Annotated in this window: 18 protein-coding genes and 3 tRNA genes; 12 read left to right on the top strand and 9 right to left on the bottom strand. The window is 70.7% G+C overall.

Annotated features, from left to right (window positions below):
• Nucleotides 1-271 precede the first annotated feature (271 nt).
• Nucleotides 272-475 (top strand): hypothetical protein, encoded by a 204-nt coding sequence (locus tag LCD35_RS22395; protein WP_225044782.1) that lies wholly within the window; start codon nucleotides 272-274, stop codon nucleotides 473-475.
• Here LCD35_RS22395 and LCD35_RS22390 read toward each other — a convergent pair.
• The gene (locus tag LCD35_RS22390) at nucleotides 472-801 is read right to left on the bottom strand and encodes an XRE family transcriptional regulator (protein WP_225044781.1); all 330 of its coding nucleotides are present in this window, start codon (nucleotides 799-801) and stop codon (nucleotides 472-474) included. The genes LCD35_RS22395 and LCD35_RS22390 overlap by 4 nt on opposite strands.
• Nucleotides 802-938: 137 nt before the next feature.
• Between LCD35_RS22390 and LCD35_RS22385 the strand changes: the two genes are divergently transcribed.
• The 10 genes from LCD35_RS22385 to LCD35_RS22340 all read left to right on the top strand — a co-directional run bounded on the left by LCD35_RS22385 (nucleotide 939) and on the right by LCD35_RS22340 (nucleotide 9,637).
• A complete protein-coding gene (locus LCD35_RS22385) occupies nucleotides 939-1,220 on the top strand; it encodes a hypothetical protein (RefSeq protein ID WP_225044780.1) in 282 nt (93 codons plus the stop codon).
• Between the two features lie 203 nt (nucleotides 1,221-1,423).
• Nucleotides 1,424-1,597, top strand: a complete 174-nt coding sequence (locus tag LCD35_RS22380; protein WP_225044779.1) for a hypothetical protein — start codon at nucleotides 1,424-1,426, stop codon at nucleotides 1,595-1,597.
• Nucleotides 1,594-2,436, top strand: coding sequence for an ABC transporter permease (locus tag LCD35_RS22375; protein WP_225044778.1), 843 nt, complete (start codon nucleotides 1,594-1,596; stop codon nucleotides 2,434-2,436). The genes LCD35_RS22380 and LCD35_RS22375 overlap by 4 nt, the downstream gene beginning before the upstream one ends.
• Nucleotides 2,433-4,610: an FtsK/SpoIIIE domain-containing protein gene (locus tag LCD35_RS22370; protein ID WP_225044777.1), complete on the top strand. Its 2,178-nt coding sequence runs from the start codon at nucleotides 2,433-2,435 to the stop codon at nucleotides 4,608-4,610. Before LCD35_RS22375 ends, LCD35_RS22370 begins: the two co-directional genes overlap by 4 nt.
• Nucleotides 4,611-4,751: 141 nt before the next feature.
• Nucleotides 4,752-5,009 carry a hypothetical protein gene (locus LCD35_RS22365; protein WP_225044776.1) on the top strand — a complete coding sequence of 86 codons (258 nt, stop codon included), beginning with the start codon at nucleotides 4,752-4,754 and terminating at the stop codon, nucleotides 5,007-5,009.
• Between the two features lie 88 nt (nucleotides 5,010-5,097).
• Nucleotides 5,098-5,697 carry a GGDEF domain-containing protein gene (locus LCD35_RS22360; protein WP_225044775.1) on the top strand — a complete coding sequence of 200 codons (600 nt, stop codon included), beginning with the start codon at nucleotides 5,098-5,100 and terminating at the stop codon, nucleotides 5,695-5,697.
• A gap of 11 nt (nucleotides 5,698-5,708) precedes the next feature.
• Nucleotides 5,709-6,719, top strand: a complete 1,011-nt coding sequence (locus tag LCD35_RS22355; RefSeq protein ID WP_225044774.1) for a bifunctional DNA primase/polymerase — start codon at nucleotides 5,709-5,711, stop codon at nucleotides 6,717-6,719.
• Between the two features lie 59 nt (nucleotides 6,720-6,778).
• Nucleotides 6,779-7,996 carry a DUF3631 domain-containing protein gene (locus LCD35_RS22350; protein WP_225044773.1) on the top strand — a complete coding sequence of 406 codons (1,218 nt, stop codon included), beginning with the start codon at nucleotides 6,779-6,781 and terminating at the stop codon, nucleotides 7,994-7,996.
• Nucleotides 7,993-8,292, top strand: a complete 300-nt coding sequence (locus LCD35_RS22345; protein WP_225044772.1) for a helix-turn-helix domain-containing protein — start codon at nucleotides 7,993-7,995, stop codon at nucleotides 8,290-8,292. Before LCD35_RS22350 ends, LCD35_RS22345 begins: the two co-directional genes overlap by 4 nt.
• Before the next feature lie 10 nt (nucleotides 8,293-8,302).
• Nucleotides 8,303-9,637 (top strand): tyrosine-type recombinase/integrase, encoded by a 1,335-nt coding sequence (locus LCD35_RS22340; protein ID WP_225044771.1) that lies wholly within the window; start codon nucleotides 8,303-8,305, stop codon nucleotides 9,635-9,637.
• Nucleotides 9,638-9,705: 68 nt separating this feature from the next.
• On the opposite strand, the gene LCD35_RS22335 is transcribed toward LCD35_RS22340, so the two are convergent.
• From LCD35_RS22335 to LCD35_RS22315, 5 genes are all read right to left on the bottom strand, one after another.
• Nucleotides 9,706-9,779 (bottom strand) — tRNA-Phe (locus LCD35_RS22335).
• A gap of 29 nt (nucleotides 9,780-9,808) precedes the next feature.
• Nucleotides 9,809-9,885, bottom strand: a tRNA-Asp gene (locus LCD35_RS22330).
• A 16-nt stretch (nucleotides 9,886-9,901) separates the two neighbouring features.
• Nucleotides 9,902-9,974: transfer RNA gene (locus tag LCD35_RS22325), tRNA-Glu, on the bottom strand.
• 316 nt (nucleotides 9,975-10,290) lie between these two features.
• Nucleotides 10,291-10,905: a ScbR family autoregulator-binding transcription factor gene (locus LCD35_RS22320; RefSeq protein ID WP_224958528.1), complete on the bottom strand. Its 615-nt coding sequence runs from the start codon at nucleotides 10,903-10,905 to the stop codon at nucleotides 10,291-10,293.
• Between the two features lie 462 nt (nucleotides 10,906-11,367).
• On the bottom strand, nucleotides 11,368-11,607 hold the full coding sequence (locus tag LCD35_RS22315) for a hypothetical protein (RefSeq protein ID WP_224958529.1): 240 nt from the start codon (nucleotides 11,605-11,607) through the stop codon (nucleotides 11,368-11,370).
• A gap of 623 nt (nucleotides 11,608-12,230) precedes the next feature.
• On the opposite strand from LCD35_RS22315, the gene LCD35_RS22310 reads away from it, so the two are divergent.
• Nucleotides 12,231-12,743, top strand: a complete 513-nt coding sequence (locus tag LCD35_RS22310) for a hypothetical protein (protein WP_224958530.1) — start codon at nucleotides 12,231-12,233, stop codon at nucleotides 12,741-12,743.
• 147 nt (nucleotides 12,744-12,890) lie between these two features.
• Here LCD35_RS22310 and LCD35_RS22305 read toward each other — a convergent pair whose 3' ends face one another.
• Genes LCD35_RS22305 through LCD35_RS22295 form a run of 3 tightly spaced genes read right to left on the bottom strand, consistent with a single transcriptional unit; the run spans nucleotide 12,891 to nucleotide 17,751 of the window.
• Nucleotides 12,891-14,042: an acyl-CoA dehydrogenase family protein gene (locus LCD35_RS22305; protein WP_224958531.1), complete on the bottom strand. Its 1,152-nt coding sequence runs from the start codon at nucleotides 14,040-14,042 to the stop codon at nucleotides 12,891-12,893.
• A 1-nt stretch (nucleotide 14,043) separates the two neighbouring features.
• Complete coding sequence (locus tag LCD35_RS22300; protein ID WP_225044783.1) at nucleotides 14,044-16,083, bottom strand: biotin carboxylase N-terminal domain-containing protein; 2,040 nt, start codon at nucleotides 16,081-16,083, stop codon at nucleotides 14,044-14,046.
• Between the two features lie 54 nt (nucleotides 16,084-16,137).
• Nucleotides 16,138-17,751, bottom strand: a complete 1,614-nt coding sequence (locus LCD35_RS22295; RefSeq protein ID WP_224978167.1) for a carboxyl transferase domain-containing protein — start codon at nucleotides 17,749-17,751, stop codon at nucleotides 16,138-16,140.
• Between the last annotated feature and the right edge of the window lie 75 nt (nucleotides 17,752-17,826).

Raw genomic sequence — 17,826 nt, 5'->3', positions numbered from 1 at the left:
CCCCCTTCCTCCGCCCCTCTTGGCGCGGGTGGGGTCCCGCCCCCCCCATCACCCGGCCCCCCCCCCTATAATAAAACCTGGGGGGCCCCACCTCGGGGGGCCACCCGCGAGCCGGCGGGGGGCCCCCCCTCTCTGTGCCAATGCGCCCACCCGTGTGCGCTGCCGAAACGGCGCCCGGCGACGGACTCTTGAGTCATGGCAACGGAAACGGAAAACGGGAGCGATCAGAAGCCCCACCACTCCGCGACCACCACGACGAGAGGTGACAGCAATGGCGAAGCAGACGTTCCCCATGCCCGGCTCGAACGGCGGCGGGGTACTGCCGAAGGTGCTCGGCGCTCTGATGGCGCTGGCGGTTCTGACGCTGGTGGTGAAGGACCCGGTGAACGCCGCGAACCTGGCAACTCAGCTCGCGAGGTTCCTCGGGTCCGTGGTGACCGGGATGGCGACGTTCTTGCAGAACGTCCTGAGCTAGCTCAGGCGCTCTTCCAGGTGCTCGACCCGCTTCCGGAGAGCGCGCAGCTCGGCGCGAAGCGCCTGGACCTCGTCCGCACCGGCGTCCGGAGTGGACGGCTCACCACCACGCAACACCTTCTGCAAGTGGTCCTCCGGCCAGCCGAGGGCCTTCGAGATCCGGCTCAACGTCCGCGGGTTGCGCCGGCGGGTGTTCAGCACGTGCACGAGTTCCCGCACCGTCGTCAGCGAGACCTCGGCCTGCGCCGCGAGCTCGGTCATCGTGGTGCCTCGCTCGTCCAGCCGCTCGCCGATGGCTTGGCCGACCGCACGCCAGTCCTCGTTCAAGGGGCCTCCTGCCCGTTGTGACCTGCGGCAAGCCTAGCTGAGCCGATCACTTCACTGCCAAATCACTGGTGAACCCGTTGACAATGCACTATCAATTCACTACCAATATGAGCGTGAAACGACACCATGGAGGCGTCATGCACGAGCTTGACCTCGACGTTCCAAGCGCTGCCGAGCTGGCTTCGATCGAAGCCGCGTTGCCCGAGTGGGACCGGCTGTTGGTGCGGGATCACTGGGAGGCCGTGATCGCCGAGGAGTTGGGAGCTCCGCAGCGTCCCGCATCGCCGTGCGGACATTCGGACGTCAGCTCCGGCGACCGGGTGCGAGCACGCCGCCACCTGCGGCGGATGGACAACACGGCGCTCCGGCACATCGCCGCCTCGGTCGAGAACCCGACCGCCCTCGGAGAGGCCGCGTGATCGGCGGCAGCCGAGCGGCCGTCCTGCGCGACGCCTGCACCTTCAGCTAGCGGTGCCCCCGGCCCAGCCAACTCCGCCAAGAACCGCGCCGGGCCGGGGCTCCCAACCAATCCCTCAGATCGACCAGGAGAAGTCCGATGCTAGTTCGCCTTTTCAGACTCGTACCCCCGTCCGTGCGGGTGACGTTCCGGGTGCTGCGAGGGGTGGCTCTGCCGATCGCCTTGCTGATCGCGTTGTCGCTGGCCTCCGGGCTGGTGCGCACGGTTGCGCTGTTCGCGTTCGCCGTGGTGGCACTGCTGCGCGGCGCCATCGTCGCCGTCGACTACCTGGCCGAGCGCGTTCCCGCGCCCCGGCTGGGCTGGGAGGTGGCCCGATGACAGCCGCGAAGAGTGCCTATCCAGTGCCGATCGATGACCTGATCCCGCAGGCGCGGCAGCTGGTCGCCGAGCTCGGTGAGCTGCCGTCGCGGAACCGGCTGATGTCGGAACTGCGGGTCGGAGCGAAGAAGGCGAACGCCGTGCTTGGCGTGCTCGGTGAGCCCGCCCCGGAACCGGACCCAGTCCGGCTGCACCTGGTCGCCGAGGTCGAGCCGGGTGACTACGGCTCGGGGTCTGCTCAGGGAACCCACGAGGGAACGCCGAGCCCAGATCCGGAACCCACCGGCCCCGAGCCCGTCAGCAGCGCCGCGCCGGAGCGATCGAGCGCTGACGCGGAAGGCGAGCCGGTCGCCCCGGAGCAGGTCAGCAAGATCGTGAGCCCGGAGCCGCCGATCGTCGGCAAGCCGGTTCCGCGGTGGCCGGTGCTGCTGCTGGCGCTGCCCGCGTTCGTGGCGATCTGGTCCGGCTGGGTCGGCCTGGGCGGACTCACCGGGTTCGGCATCGTGCACCCGCTTCCCGGGATCGGAACCAGGTTCGAGATCAACACCGCGATCACCCTCCCGATCGGGGTCGAGACCTACGCCGCCTACGCCCTCCGCGTCTGGCTCTCCGGCCACGTCCCGCACCGGGCACGCCGGTTCGCCCGCGCCTCCGCCCTGGGCTCGCTCGCACTCGGCGCACTCGGACAGATCGCCTACCACCTCATGACCGCCGCAGGCATGACCGCCGCCCCCTGGTGGATCACCACCCTGGTCGCCTGCCTGCCCGTCGCCGTACTCGGCATGGGCGCCGCCCTCACCCACCTACTGCACACCGACCCCACGGAGGTGAACCCATGAACCACCACGCCGACGAGCACCACGACCAGGACCAACAGCAGACCGCCCGCGTCCTGCACCTGCACTCCGAGAGAGTCGAAGCTCCCAACTCCCGGCAGCCCGGAACCCCGGAGCCGGAGGTGGTCGAGGGCGAGATCGTCGAGCCGGAGACCGTCGACCAGCCCGAGCAGAAAACCGAGACCACGTCGCCGCTGGTGCGGCCGGAGAAGCGGTTGCCGATCCTGCCCGCCTGGGCCAAGGACCCGCAGGAGTTCCGCGCTACCGCGCGGTGGGCACTGGGCTACACCGGACACACCGCCGGGTACCACGCGGTGCGCTGCCCGCTCTACCTCGGACGCATCCTCGCCCGCGTTCCGCAAGGAACCCTCCGAATGCTGCGCGCCTTGCTCAACTGGGTCACCGACGCCGAAGGACGTCCCGTCCGGTACGCCTCGGCCCGACGAGAGGACGCCGCGGAGTACTTGAAGCTGTCCCAGCAGCGGGACGGCCGAGTCCGGGCCAGAGCTGTGCTCGCCACCGGCCTCGGCGCCGCGAGCCTCGTCGCGCTCTTCCTGGTGCGGGAACTGCTGCCGGAGATCGCGCAGTGGGCCTTCGTCACTGCTGCGCTGGCTGGTCTGGGCTGGTTGGGAGCGCCTGCGGATAAGCCGATCGCGTCGCGGGCGGTGGAGTCCACCAAGGTCCCCAAGCTCACCTCCGGCGCAGTCGAAACCGCCCTGGCCTCGCTCGGGATCTCCCTGATCAACCAAGCACTGGGCAAGGGCGGCACCGGCATCGGCTTCCCCCGGCCGATCGCCCGTGACGGAAAGGGCTGGCGGGCGGACATCGACCTGCCGCCGGGTGTGACGCCAGGCGACATCATGGAGCGTCGCGCCAAGCTCGCCTCCGGCCTGCGCCGCCCGTTGGGGTGCGTGTGGCCGGAGTCCGACAACGCCGAACACGCCGGACGCCTGGTGCTGTGGGTCGGGGATCAGGACATGCGCAAGGCCACTCAACCGGCGTGGGCGCTGCGTAAGGGCCAGCGGGTGGATCTGTTCCAGTCGCAGCCGTTCGGGACCGATCAGCGCGGCCGGTGGGTGGATCTGCGGCTGATGTTCACCTCCGTGGCCATCGGTGCGATCCCGCGGATGGGCAAGACCTTCGCCCTGCGCGAGCTGCTACTCATCGCCGCACTCGACCCCCGGGCCGAGCTGCACACCTACGACCTGAAGGGCACCGGCGACCTCGACCCCCTCGAGCCCGTCACCCACGTGCACGGCGTGGGCGACGAGCCGGAAGAGATCGACCAGGCCGTGACCGACCTCCGCAGCCTGCGCGACGAGCTACGCCGCCGGGCGAAGCTCATCCGCGACCTGGCCAAGAAGGGCCAGGCACCGGAGAACAAGGTCACCCCGGACCTGGCCAGCAAGAAGACCTTCCGCCTGCACCCGATCGTGATCGGGGTGGATGAGTGCCAGGTGTGGTTCGAGCACCCGGACTTCGGCGAAGAGCTGGAGGCGATCTGCACGGACCTGGTCAAACGTGGTCCGGCGCTGGGCATCATCTTGATGCTCGCCACCCAACGCCCGGATGCGAAGTCCCTGCCCACGGGGATCAGCGCGAACGTCTCGACCCGGTTCTGCCTGAAAGTCCAGGGACAGACCGAGAACGACATGGTCTTGGGCACCTCCAAGTACAAGCAAGGCGTACGGGCCACGACCTTCGCGTGGGACGACAAAGGCATCGGCTACCTCGTCGGCGAAGGCTCGGAGGCCCAGATCGTGCGCACCGTCGCAGGGCTCGACGGCCCGGCCGCGGAGAAGGTCGTGGCCTACGCCCGGAACCACCGCGAACAGGCCGGAACGCTGACCGGCCACGCCATCGGCGAGCGCCTGGAGTCCGAACAGGACACCCGCCGGGACACGCTGCTCGAAGACATCCTCACCGTGGTGCCGGAGACCGAGAAGAAGGTCTGGAACGAACGCGTCATCGCCCGCCTCTACGAACTGCGACCCGACACCTACGGCACCTACCGGGAAGCCGCCGACCTCACCGCCGCCCTCAAACGGCGCGGCATCCGCACCGCCCAAGTCTGGGGCACGACGGATGAGGGCAAGGGTGCGAGCCGCATCGGCATCACCCGCGCCGACATCGCCACCGAAGTAGCGGAGCGTAACCGACACCGCGAAGCCGGATAGCCCCGGCAAGGGCTCTAGCCCTAGACGGCACCGCCTCTAGACCTAGAGACCCCACTAGACACCTCTGCCTTTCCTTACCAGCGCCCTAGCCCCTAGAGGCGCCTGGGCCGACGCGTGCCAAAAACCGCCAGGAGGCCATCCATGACCCCCACCGACTCGGCAACGGCGTTCCTGTTCGCCGCCCTACTCATCATCACTCTCGGTTACGCGGCGAGCTGCAAGATCTGGCCGTTCAAGGCCTGCCGAACCTGCGGAGGCACGGGCAAGCTCCGCTCCCCGTTCATCCGGGCCATCCGCCACTGCCCGCGCTGCCGCGCCACCGGGCTGCGCCCGCGGATCGGGCTGAAGGCGTGGAACGCCTACCGGCGCCTGCACCACAAAAACCGCCGCAACCGCTGACGAAGAACCGCGGCCCCGCCCGGCTGTCTCTGGCCGGAGCACCGACCGGGCGGGACCACTTCACCCCCCTGCGCAGGAGGCGCACCTGATGTTCGCAGAGATCACCTTGCCGCTGGCTACCGCTGGTTGGGCGGCAATCGCCACCGCCACGGCCGTCACGCTCCACCGACGTCTCCACACCGACGAACTCACCGGCATCGGCAACAGAGCCGCACTCCGACGCCACGCACGCCGCACCCGTCGAGCGGGACTGGTCGGAGTGCTGCTGATCGACCTCGACCGCTTCAAGGTCATCAACGACACCCACGGGCACGACTTCGGCAACGAGGTCCTGACCGCAGTCGCCGCCCGCCTCGCGGAGAACACCGCGCCGGGGGAGCGAGCCGCCCGGCTGCACGGCGACGAGTTCGCCATCCACCTCGGACGTACGAATCGCCCAGACGCCGTACGCCGGGCGAACGAGATCACAGCCGCTCTCGCCGACCCCCTCGACGTGCGTGGTCACCAGATCACCGCGCTCGGCAGCGTCGGGCTCACCGTCGCCGCAGCCGGCACTTCTCTTAGCGACCTGCTCGGCGCAGCCGATCGCCGCATGTACCGGGCCAAGCACGCCCGCCGGATGCCCGCGCTCCGCACTGGCAGACCTCGACGCACCCGCGATCTGCCGCCGCCCGACCACGCCGCATGAAGGAGGAGATCATGACGACTTCCCTCGGACTCGCCACCTGGCTCGCGCGCCATGAGCTGCACGTCTTCCCCTTGCGACCGAACAGCAAGCGCCCGTTCGGAAACTGCTCCCGCTGCAAGGCCGAGCTGTGCTCCCCGGCGGAATGCGGGTGCCTGGCAGCCGAGCGCCCGTGCCACGGCTACCTCTCGGCGACCACCGACCTGGGCCAGGTCCGGCGCTGGTGGTCGCGGATTCCGCGAGCGAACGTCGGCATCAGCACCGGTCCTTCCGGGTTGGTCGTGCTCGACCTCGACCGCAAACCCAAGCCAGCCGCACCCGCCGCGCAAGACGTGTCCACCTCGGTCGCGGACGGGTTGGAAGCACTGCACGCCATCACCGCGGCTGAAGGCGTGATCTGGCCGGAGACGCTGACCGTCGAGACCCCCAGCGAAGGACGGCACCTGTACTTCCGCGCCCCTGACGAGCTGGAAGTCAGCAGCGATGCCACCGGCCGGGTCGGCCACCAGATCGACATCCGGGCACACGGTGGCTACGTGGTCGCACCGGGCTGCGGGATCACCGCACCACCCGAAGACCTCTTCGGCCGCTACGAGCGGGTGTCGTCCGGGATCGAGATCGCCCCACTGCCCGAGTGGCTGAGGCCGCGGGTCGTTCCTCCGGCTCCGGAGGTCAAGCCGGTGGAAGCTCCCAACCTTTCGGCCGGTCCGATCGGAGACCACGCGCCCGGGTACTGGCGCCGGGTCTGGGATGCCGAACTGCACAAGGTCGAGACCCGCGAAGGGGAGCGGTGGCGACTCGTCTACGCCTCTGCCCGGCGGCTGGCGAATCTCGCCGTCCACGACGCCGCGCCGTGGTCCGAACACGACGCGATCAGCGCCCTGGTGGACGCGGCGATTCGCCGCCGCCAGCGCACCGGCAAACCGATCGAGGAAGCCACTGCCCGCCGCAATGCCGCACGTGGCTGGCAGCGCGGCAACCACGACGGACCCGACTCCCTCCACAGCTTCCGCCGCACCGCATGACCACCGACTCACCCGGAGAACACCTGATGACACCTCAGCCCGCTTGGCCCGGAGACGCCTTGCTCGACGAACTCCGCGATGCCTTGACCCGCTACGTGATCCTGCCCAGCTCCCACGCCACCGACGCCGTGACGCTGTGGATCGCCGCCAGCCACGCACAACCCGCCTGGGCGCACGCGCCCCGCCTGGTGATCCGCGCACCCGAGAAGCGCTGCGGAAAGTCACGGCTGCTCGACGTCGTGGAAGCCACCTGCCACGACCCGTTCCTCACGGTCAACGCCAGTCCGGCGGCCGTGTACCGCTCCATCACCGAAGACCCGCCCACCATGCTCGTCGACGAAGCCGACACCATCTTCGGCCCGAACGCCGACGGGAACGAGGACCTGCGCGGGCTGCTCAACGCCGGACACCAGCGCAACCGCCCCGCCAAGCGCTACGACGCCACCAACAGCCGAGTCGAATCCATCCCCACCTTCGCGATGGCCGCACTCGCCGGGATCGGCACCATGCCCGACACCATCGAGGATCGCGCCATCGTGATCCGGATGCGCCGCCGAGCACCCGGCGAGTCGGTCCTTCCTTACCGGCACCGCCGGGATCGGCCGGTTCTCCTGGAACTCGCCGAACGAATCGGGAGCTGGCTCCGCAACGACCTTCCGGACCTCGAACGTGCGGTGCCGTCGATGCCCGTCGAAGACCGCGCCGCCGACACCTGGGAACCGCTGATCGCCGTTGCCGACCATGCGGGCGGCGACTGGCCCGACCGCGCACGGAGAGCCGCGGTCGCACTCATCACGGAGGCGCAAGGCGACAACGAAGGCACCGTGCGCACCCGGTTGCTGGTGGACTGCCGCGCCGGCTTCGGCGATCACAACGAGATCGCCAGCGCCGAACTCATCCGCCATCTCAACGCCGACCCCGAAGCCCCCTGGCGCGACTACGGCTCCCAAGGGCTCACCCAAGCCAAGCTCGCCCGGCTGCTCGGCGAGTTCGACATCCGCTCCGGCAACGTCCGCTTCCCCGACGGGACTCAGTCCAAGGGCTATCGCCGCAGTGACTTCCTCGACGCCTGGACCCGCTACTGCCCACCCACTGGGGATGAGCCGTCCCGGCCGTCCCAAGCGTCGCCACCCAGCTCAACGCGGGACACCTTCGTGCCCCGGGACGGCTCGAAGCGTCCCGCCGAAGCCAGCCGTCCCAGCCTGACCAGCCTCGGGACGACCGGGACGGCTGGGACGGGCACCCCCGCCAGCACCAGCGAAAGGGGTGCGGCATGACCGACCGAGCCACCGAGATCGCCAGCATGCTCGCCAAGCTCGCCGCTCTGCTCGCCGAAGAGGACAAGCCCGAGCCTCAAGCCGAGGTCCGGTCCTTGCCAACCCGTGTGCTCCTCACCGTCGAGGAAGCCGCCGAACAACTCGGCATCGGCCGCACCACCACCTACGCCCTCGTCCGCTCCGGCGAACTCGAATCCGTCCGCATCGGCCGACTCCGCCGCATCCCCAAGGAGGCAATCGATCAGTACGCCGCACGACTCGTCCAGGACCAGCCCACCCAGCAGCGCGCAGCCTGAGGAGATTCCGATGAGCGACAACGCGGACAAGGCGAAGAAATCCAGGAACGCGAACGGCCGATCGAGCATCTACCTGGGCAAGGACGGCTACTGGCACGGTCGGGTCAGCATGGGCGTCGGTGACGACGGCAAGCCCGTCCGGCCCCACGTCAAGCGCAAGGCCAAGGAAGACGTCGTCGAGGAGGTGAGCCGCCTCGAACGCGCGCGGGACGAGGGCCGTCCCGCGAAGACCCGACGCGGGAAGTTCCGGCTCGTCGAGGACCTGCTGATCCACTGGGTGGAGGAGATCGCACCGCTGACCGTCCGGTACAAGACGCTGCTCGGGTACCGCACGGCGATCTACAAGCACTTGGTGCCCGGCATCGGTGCGCACCGGCTCGATCGCATCCAGGAACACCCGGAGTACTTCGAGAAGCTGTACCGGAAGCTCCTCCAAGCCGGATTCAAGCCGGCCACCGTTCACCAGGTTCATCGGACCGGCCGAACCGCGTTCGGGGAGGCGCTTCGCCGCGGCTACATCAACCGCAACCCGTTGGCGCTCGCCAAGGCGCCCCGAGTGGAGGAAGAAGAGATCGAGCCGCTGGAGCCGGACGAGGTTCAGCAGGTTCTCAAAGCAGCCTTGGAACGGCGGAACGGTGTCCGGTACGTCGTTGCTCTCGCCCTGGGCATCCGGCAGGGCGAGGCCCTCGGCCTCAAGTGGCCCCGGCTCGACCGTCGGAAGAAGGCCCTGAAGATCCGAGAAGCCATCCAGCGCCGGACTTGGGAGCACGGGTGCTCCGATCCGCACGCGTGCGGCGCGAAATACCACAAGGTCAAGCCCTGCCCGAAGCTGTGCAAACGGCACACCCGAGCCTGCCCACCACCGTGCCCGGCGGACTGCACCGACCACGCGCGGTGGTGCCCGCAGCGCCGGGGCGGCGGCCTGGTCCTGGTGGAGCTGAAGTCCTCGGCGGGCCGACGCTCGATCGGACTGCCCGACGAACTGTTCGACATGCTCTTGCGACACGAAGAGCAGCAGCAGGCCGAGCGGGAGCTAGCCGGTAACGAGTGGCACGAGGGCGGATTCATGTTCACCCAGCCCAACGGCAAGCCACTCGACCCGCGGCGGGACCTCGACGAGTGGAAGGAACTGCTGACCGAGGCAGGGGTACGGGAAGCGCGGCTGCACGACGCGCGTCACACCGCGGCGACCACGTTGCTGATCCTCGGCGTGCCCGACCGGACCGTGATGGATCTGATGGGCTGGTCGACCCCGTCGATGAAGAAGCGCTACATGCACGTCACCGACGAGATCCGGCGGGACGTGGCCTCACAGCTCAACGGCTTCTTCTGGGGCCGCGACTGAGACCCCCAACTGAGACCAAGAAGCCCCACCGGAATCCGGTGGGGCTTGCTTGTGCCAGCTCTTGAGCGTGGCCAGGGGCGGGGTCGAACCGCCGACCTTCCGCTTTTCAGGCGGACGCTCGTACCAACTGAGCTACCTGGCCGTGGCGACCCGGCTCTCAGCCGATCGCTCTGGCGACCCAGACGGGACTTGAACCCGCGACCTCCGCCGTGACAGGGCGGCGCGCTAACCAACTGCGCCACTGGGCCATGTTCTGTTGTTGCGTACCCCCAACGGGATTCGAACCCGCGCTACCGCCTTGAAAGGGCGGCGTCCTAGGCCGCTAGACGATGGGGGCTTGGCCGATTCGAAACCGACCCGGCCTTACCTCCAACCGGCTTTTCCCTTTCGGGGCGCCCCGTTGGCAGTGATGAAAGCTTACGACACACGCTCAGCGGCCTTGCACAGGGGGGTCCCTTAAGCCGCATCGCACGGCCCGGCGCCCTCCCGGGGGACCGCGCCCGCCGCCCACCATAGCTGCCTGACCAGTATTTTTCACCCGAACGTTGGGAGGCAGGCCGGCCGCCCGCCAAAGGCCGCGCGGGGCCGGAACCGGCCGCCGGGGGCCTCGGGCGGGGCTTCGGGACGGAGAACGGGCTTCTGTGACGGCGGTCTCAGCTCGTGGTGCGCGGGGCGGCCGTCGGGACCGAGGGGTTGTCGCGCAGCCAGTCGGCGGTCGCGATGCCGCCGAGCACGATGCGCCAGATCTCGCCGGTCTGCTGGGCTGCGCCGATGGCCCGGCCGGTGCTGAGCACCCGGACGCCGACGAGCGTCGCGTACAGGACTCGGGTGGCGGCGGCCGGGTCGATCTCGGGCCGCAGCAGGCCGTGCTCGGCGGAGCGCCGCAACAGGCCGCCGAGCAGCTGCTCCCAGCGGGCCGCCGTCTCCTGGTCGCGCATCGCCAGCTGCGCGCCGGCGCGGACCACGACGTCGCGCTCCAGGATGCGGATCACCTCGTCGACAAGTTCGACGGCGGTGCTCAGCGGGTCCAGGCCGCGCCCCGTCCAGCGCTGCCAGATCTTCGACCAGACCTGCGCCTGGAAGCGGATCAGCGCGGACGCGACGGCGTCCTTCGACGGGAAGTGGAAGTAGAAGGCGCCCTTCGTGACACCGCTGCGCCGCAGGATCGCGCTGAGCGGGGTGGCGTCATAGCCGGCGCGGTCGAACTCCTCGGCAGCAGCGATGACGATGGCACGGCGGGTGACTTGCGCCCGACGCTGCTGGGGCATGGGACGGCTCCGGCGGCTGGGACGTCGACCATGTCTCAACGCTCACCTGATCGGCGACACGGCCCACGAAAGGATGATCAACTGCGCCACGCGAAGTTACCGCGCCAGCCCCACGGGTGCCCATCCGCCGTTCCCGTGTCCCACCGGTGATCTTGCCGGAACCGACCGGTGACCTGGAGGGAACGCGAAAGAAACCGCACGGTATGTTTTGCGCGAGCCCCACGCCGGGCTCACGTCTTCCCGCGAGGCGAGCCACCGGGGGGTGCCCGACCTCGCGGGAAGACAACCCCGGCGCGGCCGTGCCCCGTTCGCTCGCCACCGCCCCGCGCCGATCCGCGGTTCCGGTACCACCAAGCCCGTGTCCAGCGACATCACCGTCGAGCAGGACGATCCGGAGCGACCCCGCGCCGCTGGGCGGACCGCAGCCCCGTCCGTGCCGCCGCACGCACTCGCCGAGCCCGGTCAGCGGGTGACCGGCGGCTCGCCCTCTTCGTCCGGGACGAGCCCGAGCATGTCCAGCAGCAGCCGGCAGTCCTCGGCGCCCTCGGAGCCGCGGGCCACCGCGACCCGCGCCCGGTGCACTTGTTCGTCGGTGATCCCGGCTGGCTCGCCGCTGCGCGGCGCGGGTACCACCGAGGATGCTCGACCAACGCCTTCTTCCTGCTGCGACAGGAACTTCCGCACGTCCAACGACCCGTACATGACGCCTCCCCGGCTCGGGTTTCGGCCGCAGGTTATCCACAGCTTGTGCACAGCCGCAGCCCCCCACAGAGTGATTCGAGTGAGACGCTGAGTAATCAAGGGGCCGTGGTTCTCTCCACTGGGGAGGCGCCGACCGTCCCAGCCGAACCGGATGGTCGTCCACTGTGGAACGGACCGTGATCCGCCGGTCGACCCGGCTCGCGGGCGCGGCCGGGGGCGGTCCCGCGGAGACCCCGCACCGCGGGGACGGTCGCACCGGCTGCTCCGTCCAGATGCGTAGCGGCGGAACCGGTGACCGCGCGCACCGGTGGAAGACGGCCGCCCCCGGTCGGGTGCCGGGTGCCCGCCCACCGGGTGACACGGCCCGGTCCGGAAGCGGTCCAGGCGACGTCGAGTAGCCGACTTCGCCGCTGGTCCCTCCCGAAATCGGGGTCGCCGTGCCACAATCGTGGAGCTGACCCACCCCCGGTCAGCGACTGTGGAGATCCCCTCCGACCCCCGCGCTCCTCCCCCTGGCGTGGGGGTCCTCCGCTGCCCGGGGTCGCCCGGCGCTCGCCGACACGCCATCGGCGGATCGGACACAGCCACTCCAGGTTTCGCAACGGAACCGTTATCGTGTGCGCGTGGCTCTAGGACGAATGAAGACCGGACGCCGGCAGCAGGACGCGCGGAGCAAGTCCGCGAACCAGCAGCAGGCCAACGAACCGGATCACGAGCTCGACTCGTACCTCGCGGCCTTGGCCCCGAAGGAAGACCTCGAAACCACCGGCTCCGGCCGCGGGTTCGGCGGTGCCGAGGTCTACCAGCTGCGCCTGCCGCTGATGGCCAACGAGAAGCTCAAGGAGCTCGCCGCCCGCCAGGGCACGTCGCCCGGCGCGCTGGCGAGGGATTGGGTGATGCAGCACCTGTCGCAGTCCGACGAACCGGCACCGGAACCCCCGCACGGCGTGGCCCGACCTCAGCAGCAGCCCCAGCAGCAGCCGCAGCCGGACGCGACCCCGGCCTGGCCGCAGCAGGAGGCGGGCTACGAGCCGGCCGGCTACGGCCAGCAGCCCGAGTACGACCCGTACGCGTACGCCTACGGCGACGAGACCGACACCGAGATCACCATTCCGCGCGGCGGCCGGCTGCGCTGATCCCGTCCCGGCCGTGTCCGGGCGGCGCTGACCCCGTTCCGTCCTCCGACCCCCGACCGTTCCGAAGCAGTCCCCGAACTCCGCCGGTGGAGGCGACCCCCGACCGCCTCCACCGGCGGTTCCACGTCCGGACCGCGGGAGGAGCGCTCAGAGACCCAGTTCCCGGGCGATGAGCATGCGCTGGACCTCGCTGGTGCCCTCCCCGATCTCCAGGATCTTCGCGTCCCGGTAGAAGCGGCCGACGGGCGTCTCGTTCATGAACCCGTAGCCGCCGAAGATCTGGGTGGCGTCCCGCGCGTTGTCCATCGCGGCGTCGGAGGAGGTGAGCTTGGCCAGCGCCGCCTGCTTGCGGAACGGTTCGCCGCGCAGCATCCGGGACGCCGCGTCGTAGTAGGCGAGCCGGGCGTTGTTGGCCCGCAGCTCCATGTCCGCGATCTTGAACTGGATGGCCTGGTACTCGCCGATGCGGTGGCCGAACGCCTCCCGCTCACCCGCGTACCGCAGACATTCGTCGACGCAGCCCTGGGCGAGCCCGGTGCCGAGCGCGGCGATCGCGACGCGGCCCTCGCTGAGGATGGACAGGAACTGCGCGTAGCCGCGCCCGCGTTCGCCGAGCAGGTTCGCGGCGGGCACCCGGCAGTCGTCGAAGGACAGCTCATGGGTGTCGGAGGCGTTCCAGCCGACCTTGGAGTACTTCGGCGCCACGTGGAAGCCGGGGGTGCCGGACGGCACGATGATGGTGGAGATCTCCTTGCCGCCGTCGGGCTTGCTGCCGGTGACGGCGGTGACGGTGACGAAGCCGGTGATGTCGGTGCCGGAGTTGGTGATGAACGCCTTGGAGCCGTTGAGCACCCACTGGTCGCCGTCGAGGACGGCGGTGGTGCGGGTGGCGCCGGCGTCGGAACCGCCGCCGGGTTCGGTGAGGCCGAACGCGCCGAGGACCTCGGCGGTGCACAGCTTCGGCAACCAGGTGCGGCGCTGCTCCTCGTCGCCGAAGCGGGCGATGGGCATGGCGCCCAGCGACACCCCGGCTTCGAGGGTGATCGCCAGCGAGGAGTCGACCCTGGCGAGTTCTTCGAGCGCGAGGCACAGCGCGAAGTAGTCGCCGCCCATGCCGCCGTGCTCCTCGGCGATGGGCAGCCCGAACAGGCCCATCGAGCCCATGGTGCGCACCAGCGGGTACGGGAAGGCCTCGCGTTCGTAGTAGTCGCCGATGACGGGGGCGACCTCCTTGCGGGCGAAGGCGCGCACCGAGTCGCGGAGGGCTTCGTGCTCGTCGCCCAGGCGGTGGTCGATCATGTCAGCTCTCCTCGGGTTCGGCGGGACGGGCGGCGAGCACGGCGAGCGGCTGGTCGAGCGCGACCGGCTGGCCGGGGCGGGCGGTGACCTCGGTGACGGTCCCGTCCAACGGGGCGACGACGGTGTGCTCCATCTTCATCGCCTCCACCACGAACAAAGTCTGTCCTCTGCGGACCTCTTGGCCCGCGGTGACCTCGGCGGCGAGCACCGTGCCCGGCATCGGGCTGGTGACGGTGCCGCCGGAGCCGCCGCCGCGTTCGGCGCGTTCGGCCAGCAGCCGGTGCTCGGTGACGGCCCAGGTGCGCCCGTCCGCGGCGAGCCAGGTGGTGTCGCCCTCCCGCGCCCAGCGGTACCGGCGGGTGCGGGAGCGGTGGGTGACGGTGAGCAGGTCGCCGTGCAGGAACGCGCTCGCCCGGCTCGGTTCGCCGTCGAGCAGCACTTCCGCGTCGGAGGCCCGGCCGCGCAACCGCACCTCGGCGTCGGCGAAGCGCCAGGTGCTCCACGCCGGTTCGCCGAGCCGCCAGCCGCCGGGCACGTCCCACGGGTCCGCGGTGCTCGGGTCCGGTTCGGCGGCGGCGAGGCCGGCGAGCGCGGCGGCCACCGGCACCTCAGGCGGCACCGGGTCGGTGGTGAGCTCGGCCAGGTTCCGCTCGATGAGCCCGGTGTCGAGTTCCCCGGCCAGCACCTCGGGCCGGGCCAGCAGCGCCCGCAGGAACGCCACGTTGGTGATCACCCCGAGCACCGCGGTCTCGGCGAGCGCGGCGTCGAGCCTGCGCAACGCGTCGGCGCGCGCCGGGCCCCAGGCGATCACCTTGGCGAGCATCGGGTCGTAGTCGGAGCCGACGGTGCCGCCCGCCGCGATGCCCGAGTCGACCCGGACCCCGGCCGGTTCGTGCACGGCCAGCACCCGGCCGCCGCTGGGCAGGAAGCCGCGCGCCGGGTCTTCGGCGTAGACGCGGGCCTCGACCGCGTGCCCGTCGATGCGCAGGTGCTGCTGGGCGAACGGCAGCGGTTCCCCGGCGGCGATCCGCACCTGCAGCTCGACGAGGTCCAGGCCGCGGCGCTCGCCGACGGCGGTGACGAGTTCGGTGACGGGGTGCTCGACCTGGAGGCGCGTGTTCATCTCCATGAAGAAGAACTCGTCGGGCCGGTCGGCGGAGACGATGAACTCGACGGTGCCCGCGCCCGCGTAGCCGACGGACCGCGCCACGGCGACGGCGGCCTGCCCGATCCGGTCCCGGGTGGGCTCGTCGAGCAGCGCCGACGGGGCCTCTTCGACGATCTTCTGGTGCCTGCGCTGCAGGCTGCACTCCCGTTCGCCGAGGTGCACGACGCCGCCGTGCGCGTCCGCGAGGACCTGCACCTCGATGTGCCGGGGGCGGGCGACGAACCGCTCCACGAACAGGGTGTCGTCGCCGAACGCGGCGCCGGATTCGCGGCGGGCGGCGGCGATCTGCGCGGGCAGGTCGGCGGGGTCCTCGACGCGGCGCATGCCCTTGCCGCCGCCGCCCGCGGACGGTTTGAGCAGCACCGGGTAGCCGACGTCGCGGGCGGCGGCGATCAGGTCCTCGTCGGTCATGCCGGGTTCGCTGCGGCCGGGTACGACGGGCACGCCGGCGGCGGTGACGGTGGCCTTGGCGCGGATCTTGTCGCCCATCGCCTCGATCGCGGCGGCGGGCGGGCCGATGAAGGCGAGCCCGGCGTCGGCGCAGGCGCGGGCGAACTCGGCGTTCTCGGACAGGAACCCGTAGCCGGGGTGCACGGCCCGCGCGCCGGTGCGCAGCGCGGCTTCGACGACGCGCGGCACCGACAGGTAGCTCTCCGCCGCACTGCTCGGTCCGATGTGGACGGAAGTGTCGGCTTCGGCGACGTGCCGGGCGTCCCGGTCGGCGTCGCTGTGCACCGCGATCGACCGGATGCCCAGCTCGCGCAGGGTGCGGATCACCCGCACCGCGATCTCCCCCCGGTTCGCCACCAGCACCGCGTCGATCCGGGGTCCGACCGCTCCTGCGGCCACCTCCGCGCCGACCTCGACCACCACGCTCACCTCGTCCTGTTCACCGCTGCGGAACCGCCACCGAGCCCGGAGCGGCCGTCACATCCGGAAGACGCCGTAGCCGACCGGCTCCAGCGGCGCGTTCGCCGCCGCCGACAGCGCCAGGCCCAGCACGGACCTGGTCTGCATCGGGTCGATCACGCCGTCGTCCCACAACCGGGCCGTCGAGTAGTACGGGTGTCCCTGCGCCTCGTACTGGTCCCGGATCGGCTGCTTGAACTCGTCCTCGGCCTCGGCCGGCCAGTCCTCGCCGCGCGCGTCGAACTGGTCGCGGCGCACGGTGGCCAGCACCGAGGCGGCCTGCTCCCCGCCCATCACCGAGATCCGCGCGTTCGGCCACATCCACAGGAACCGCGGCGAGTACGCCCGTCCGCACATCGAGTAGTTGCCCGCCCCGAACGAGCCGCCGATGACCACGGTGAACTTGGGTACGCGCGCGCAGGCGACGGCGGTGACCATCTTCGCGCCGTGCTTGGCGATGCCGCTCGCCTCGTACTCCTGGCCGACCATGAACCCGGAGATGTTCTGCAGGAACACCAGCGGGATCGAGCGCTTGTCGCACAGCTGCACGAAGTGCGCGCCCTTGAGCGCGGACTCGCCGAACAGGATGCCGTTGTTCGCCACGATCCCCACCGGGTGCCCGTGCAGCCGGGCGAACCCGGTGACCAGCGTCGTGCCGTAGTCCCGCTTGAACTCCTGGAACCGGCTGCCGTCGACGATCCGCGCGATGACCTCGTGCACGTCGTAGGGGGTTCGGCTGTCGGTGGGCACGGCCGCGTAGAGGTCGTCGGGCGACACCAGTGGTTCCTCGACGGGCCGCACGTCCCAGGGCCGCGGGCTGCGCGGGCCGAGGGTGCCGACGATGGAGCGCACGATGCGCAGCGCGTCCGCGTCGTCCTCGGCGAGGTGGTCGGTGACCCCGGAGGTGCGGGAGTGCAGGTCGCCGCCGCCGAGTTCCTCCGCGGTGACCTCGGCGCCGGTCGCGGCCTTCACCAGCGGCGGGCCGCCGAGGAAGATGGTGCCCTGCTCGCGCACGATCACCGCTTCGTCGCTCATCGCGGGCACGTAGGCGCCGCCCGCGGTGCAGGAACCGAGCACGGCCGCGATCTGCGGGATGCCGCGGGCGGACAGGGTGGCCTGGTTGTAGAAGATCCGGCCGAAGTGCTCGCGGTCCGGGAACACCTCGTCCTGCCTGGGCAGGAACGCACCGCCGGAGTCCACCAGGTACAGGCACGGCAGGTTGTTGTGCAGCGCGACCTCCTGGGCGCGCAGGTGCTTCTTCACCGTCATCGGGTAGTAGGTGCCGCCCTTGACGGTGGCGTCGTTGGCGACGATCACGCATTCGCGGCCGGCGACGCGGCCGATGCCGGTGATGATCCCGGCCGAGGGGGCGTCGCCGTCGTAGAGCTCGTGGGCGGCCAGCGGCGAGAGCTCCAGGAAGGGGGATCCGCGGTCGAGCAGCGCGTCCACCCGGTCCCTGGGCAGCAGCTTGCCGCGTTCGACGTGCCTGCGCCGGGACTTCTCCGGGCCGCCGAGGCGTGCTTCGGCGAGCCGGGCGTCGAGGTCGGCGACGAGCGCGGCGTGCTCGGCGGCGAACCGCGCGGGCCGGTCGGCCGCGACGTCGAGCGCGCTGGTCAGGACGGGTGCATCCACCGGCGTTCCTCCTGCTCCGGACTGCGTCGACCGCGAGTTAGTCATCGTTAACCACTGGCGATGTTAACGGCGGCT

The organism is Saccharopolyspora sp. 6V, from assembly GCF_020176785.1.
Taxonomy (GTDB): Bacteria; Actinomycetota; Actinomycetes; order Mycobacteriales; family Pseudonocardiaceae; genus Saccharopolyspora_C; species Saccharopolyspora_C gregorii.
The sequence above is the reverse complement of the archived record's forward strand: the minus strand, read 5'-3'. Positions and strand labels throughout refer to the sequence as shown.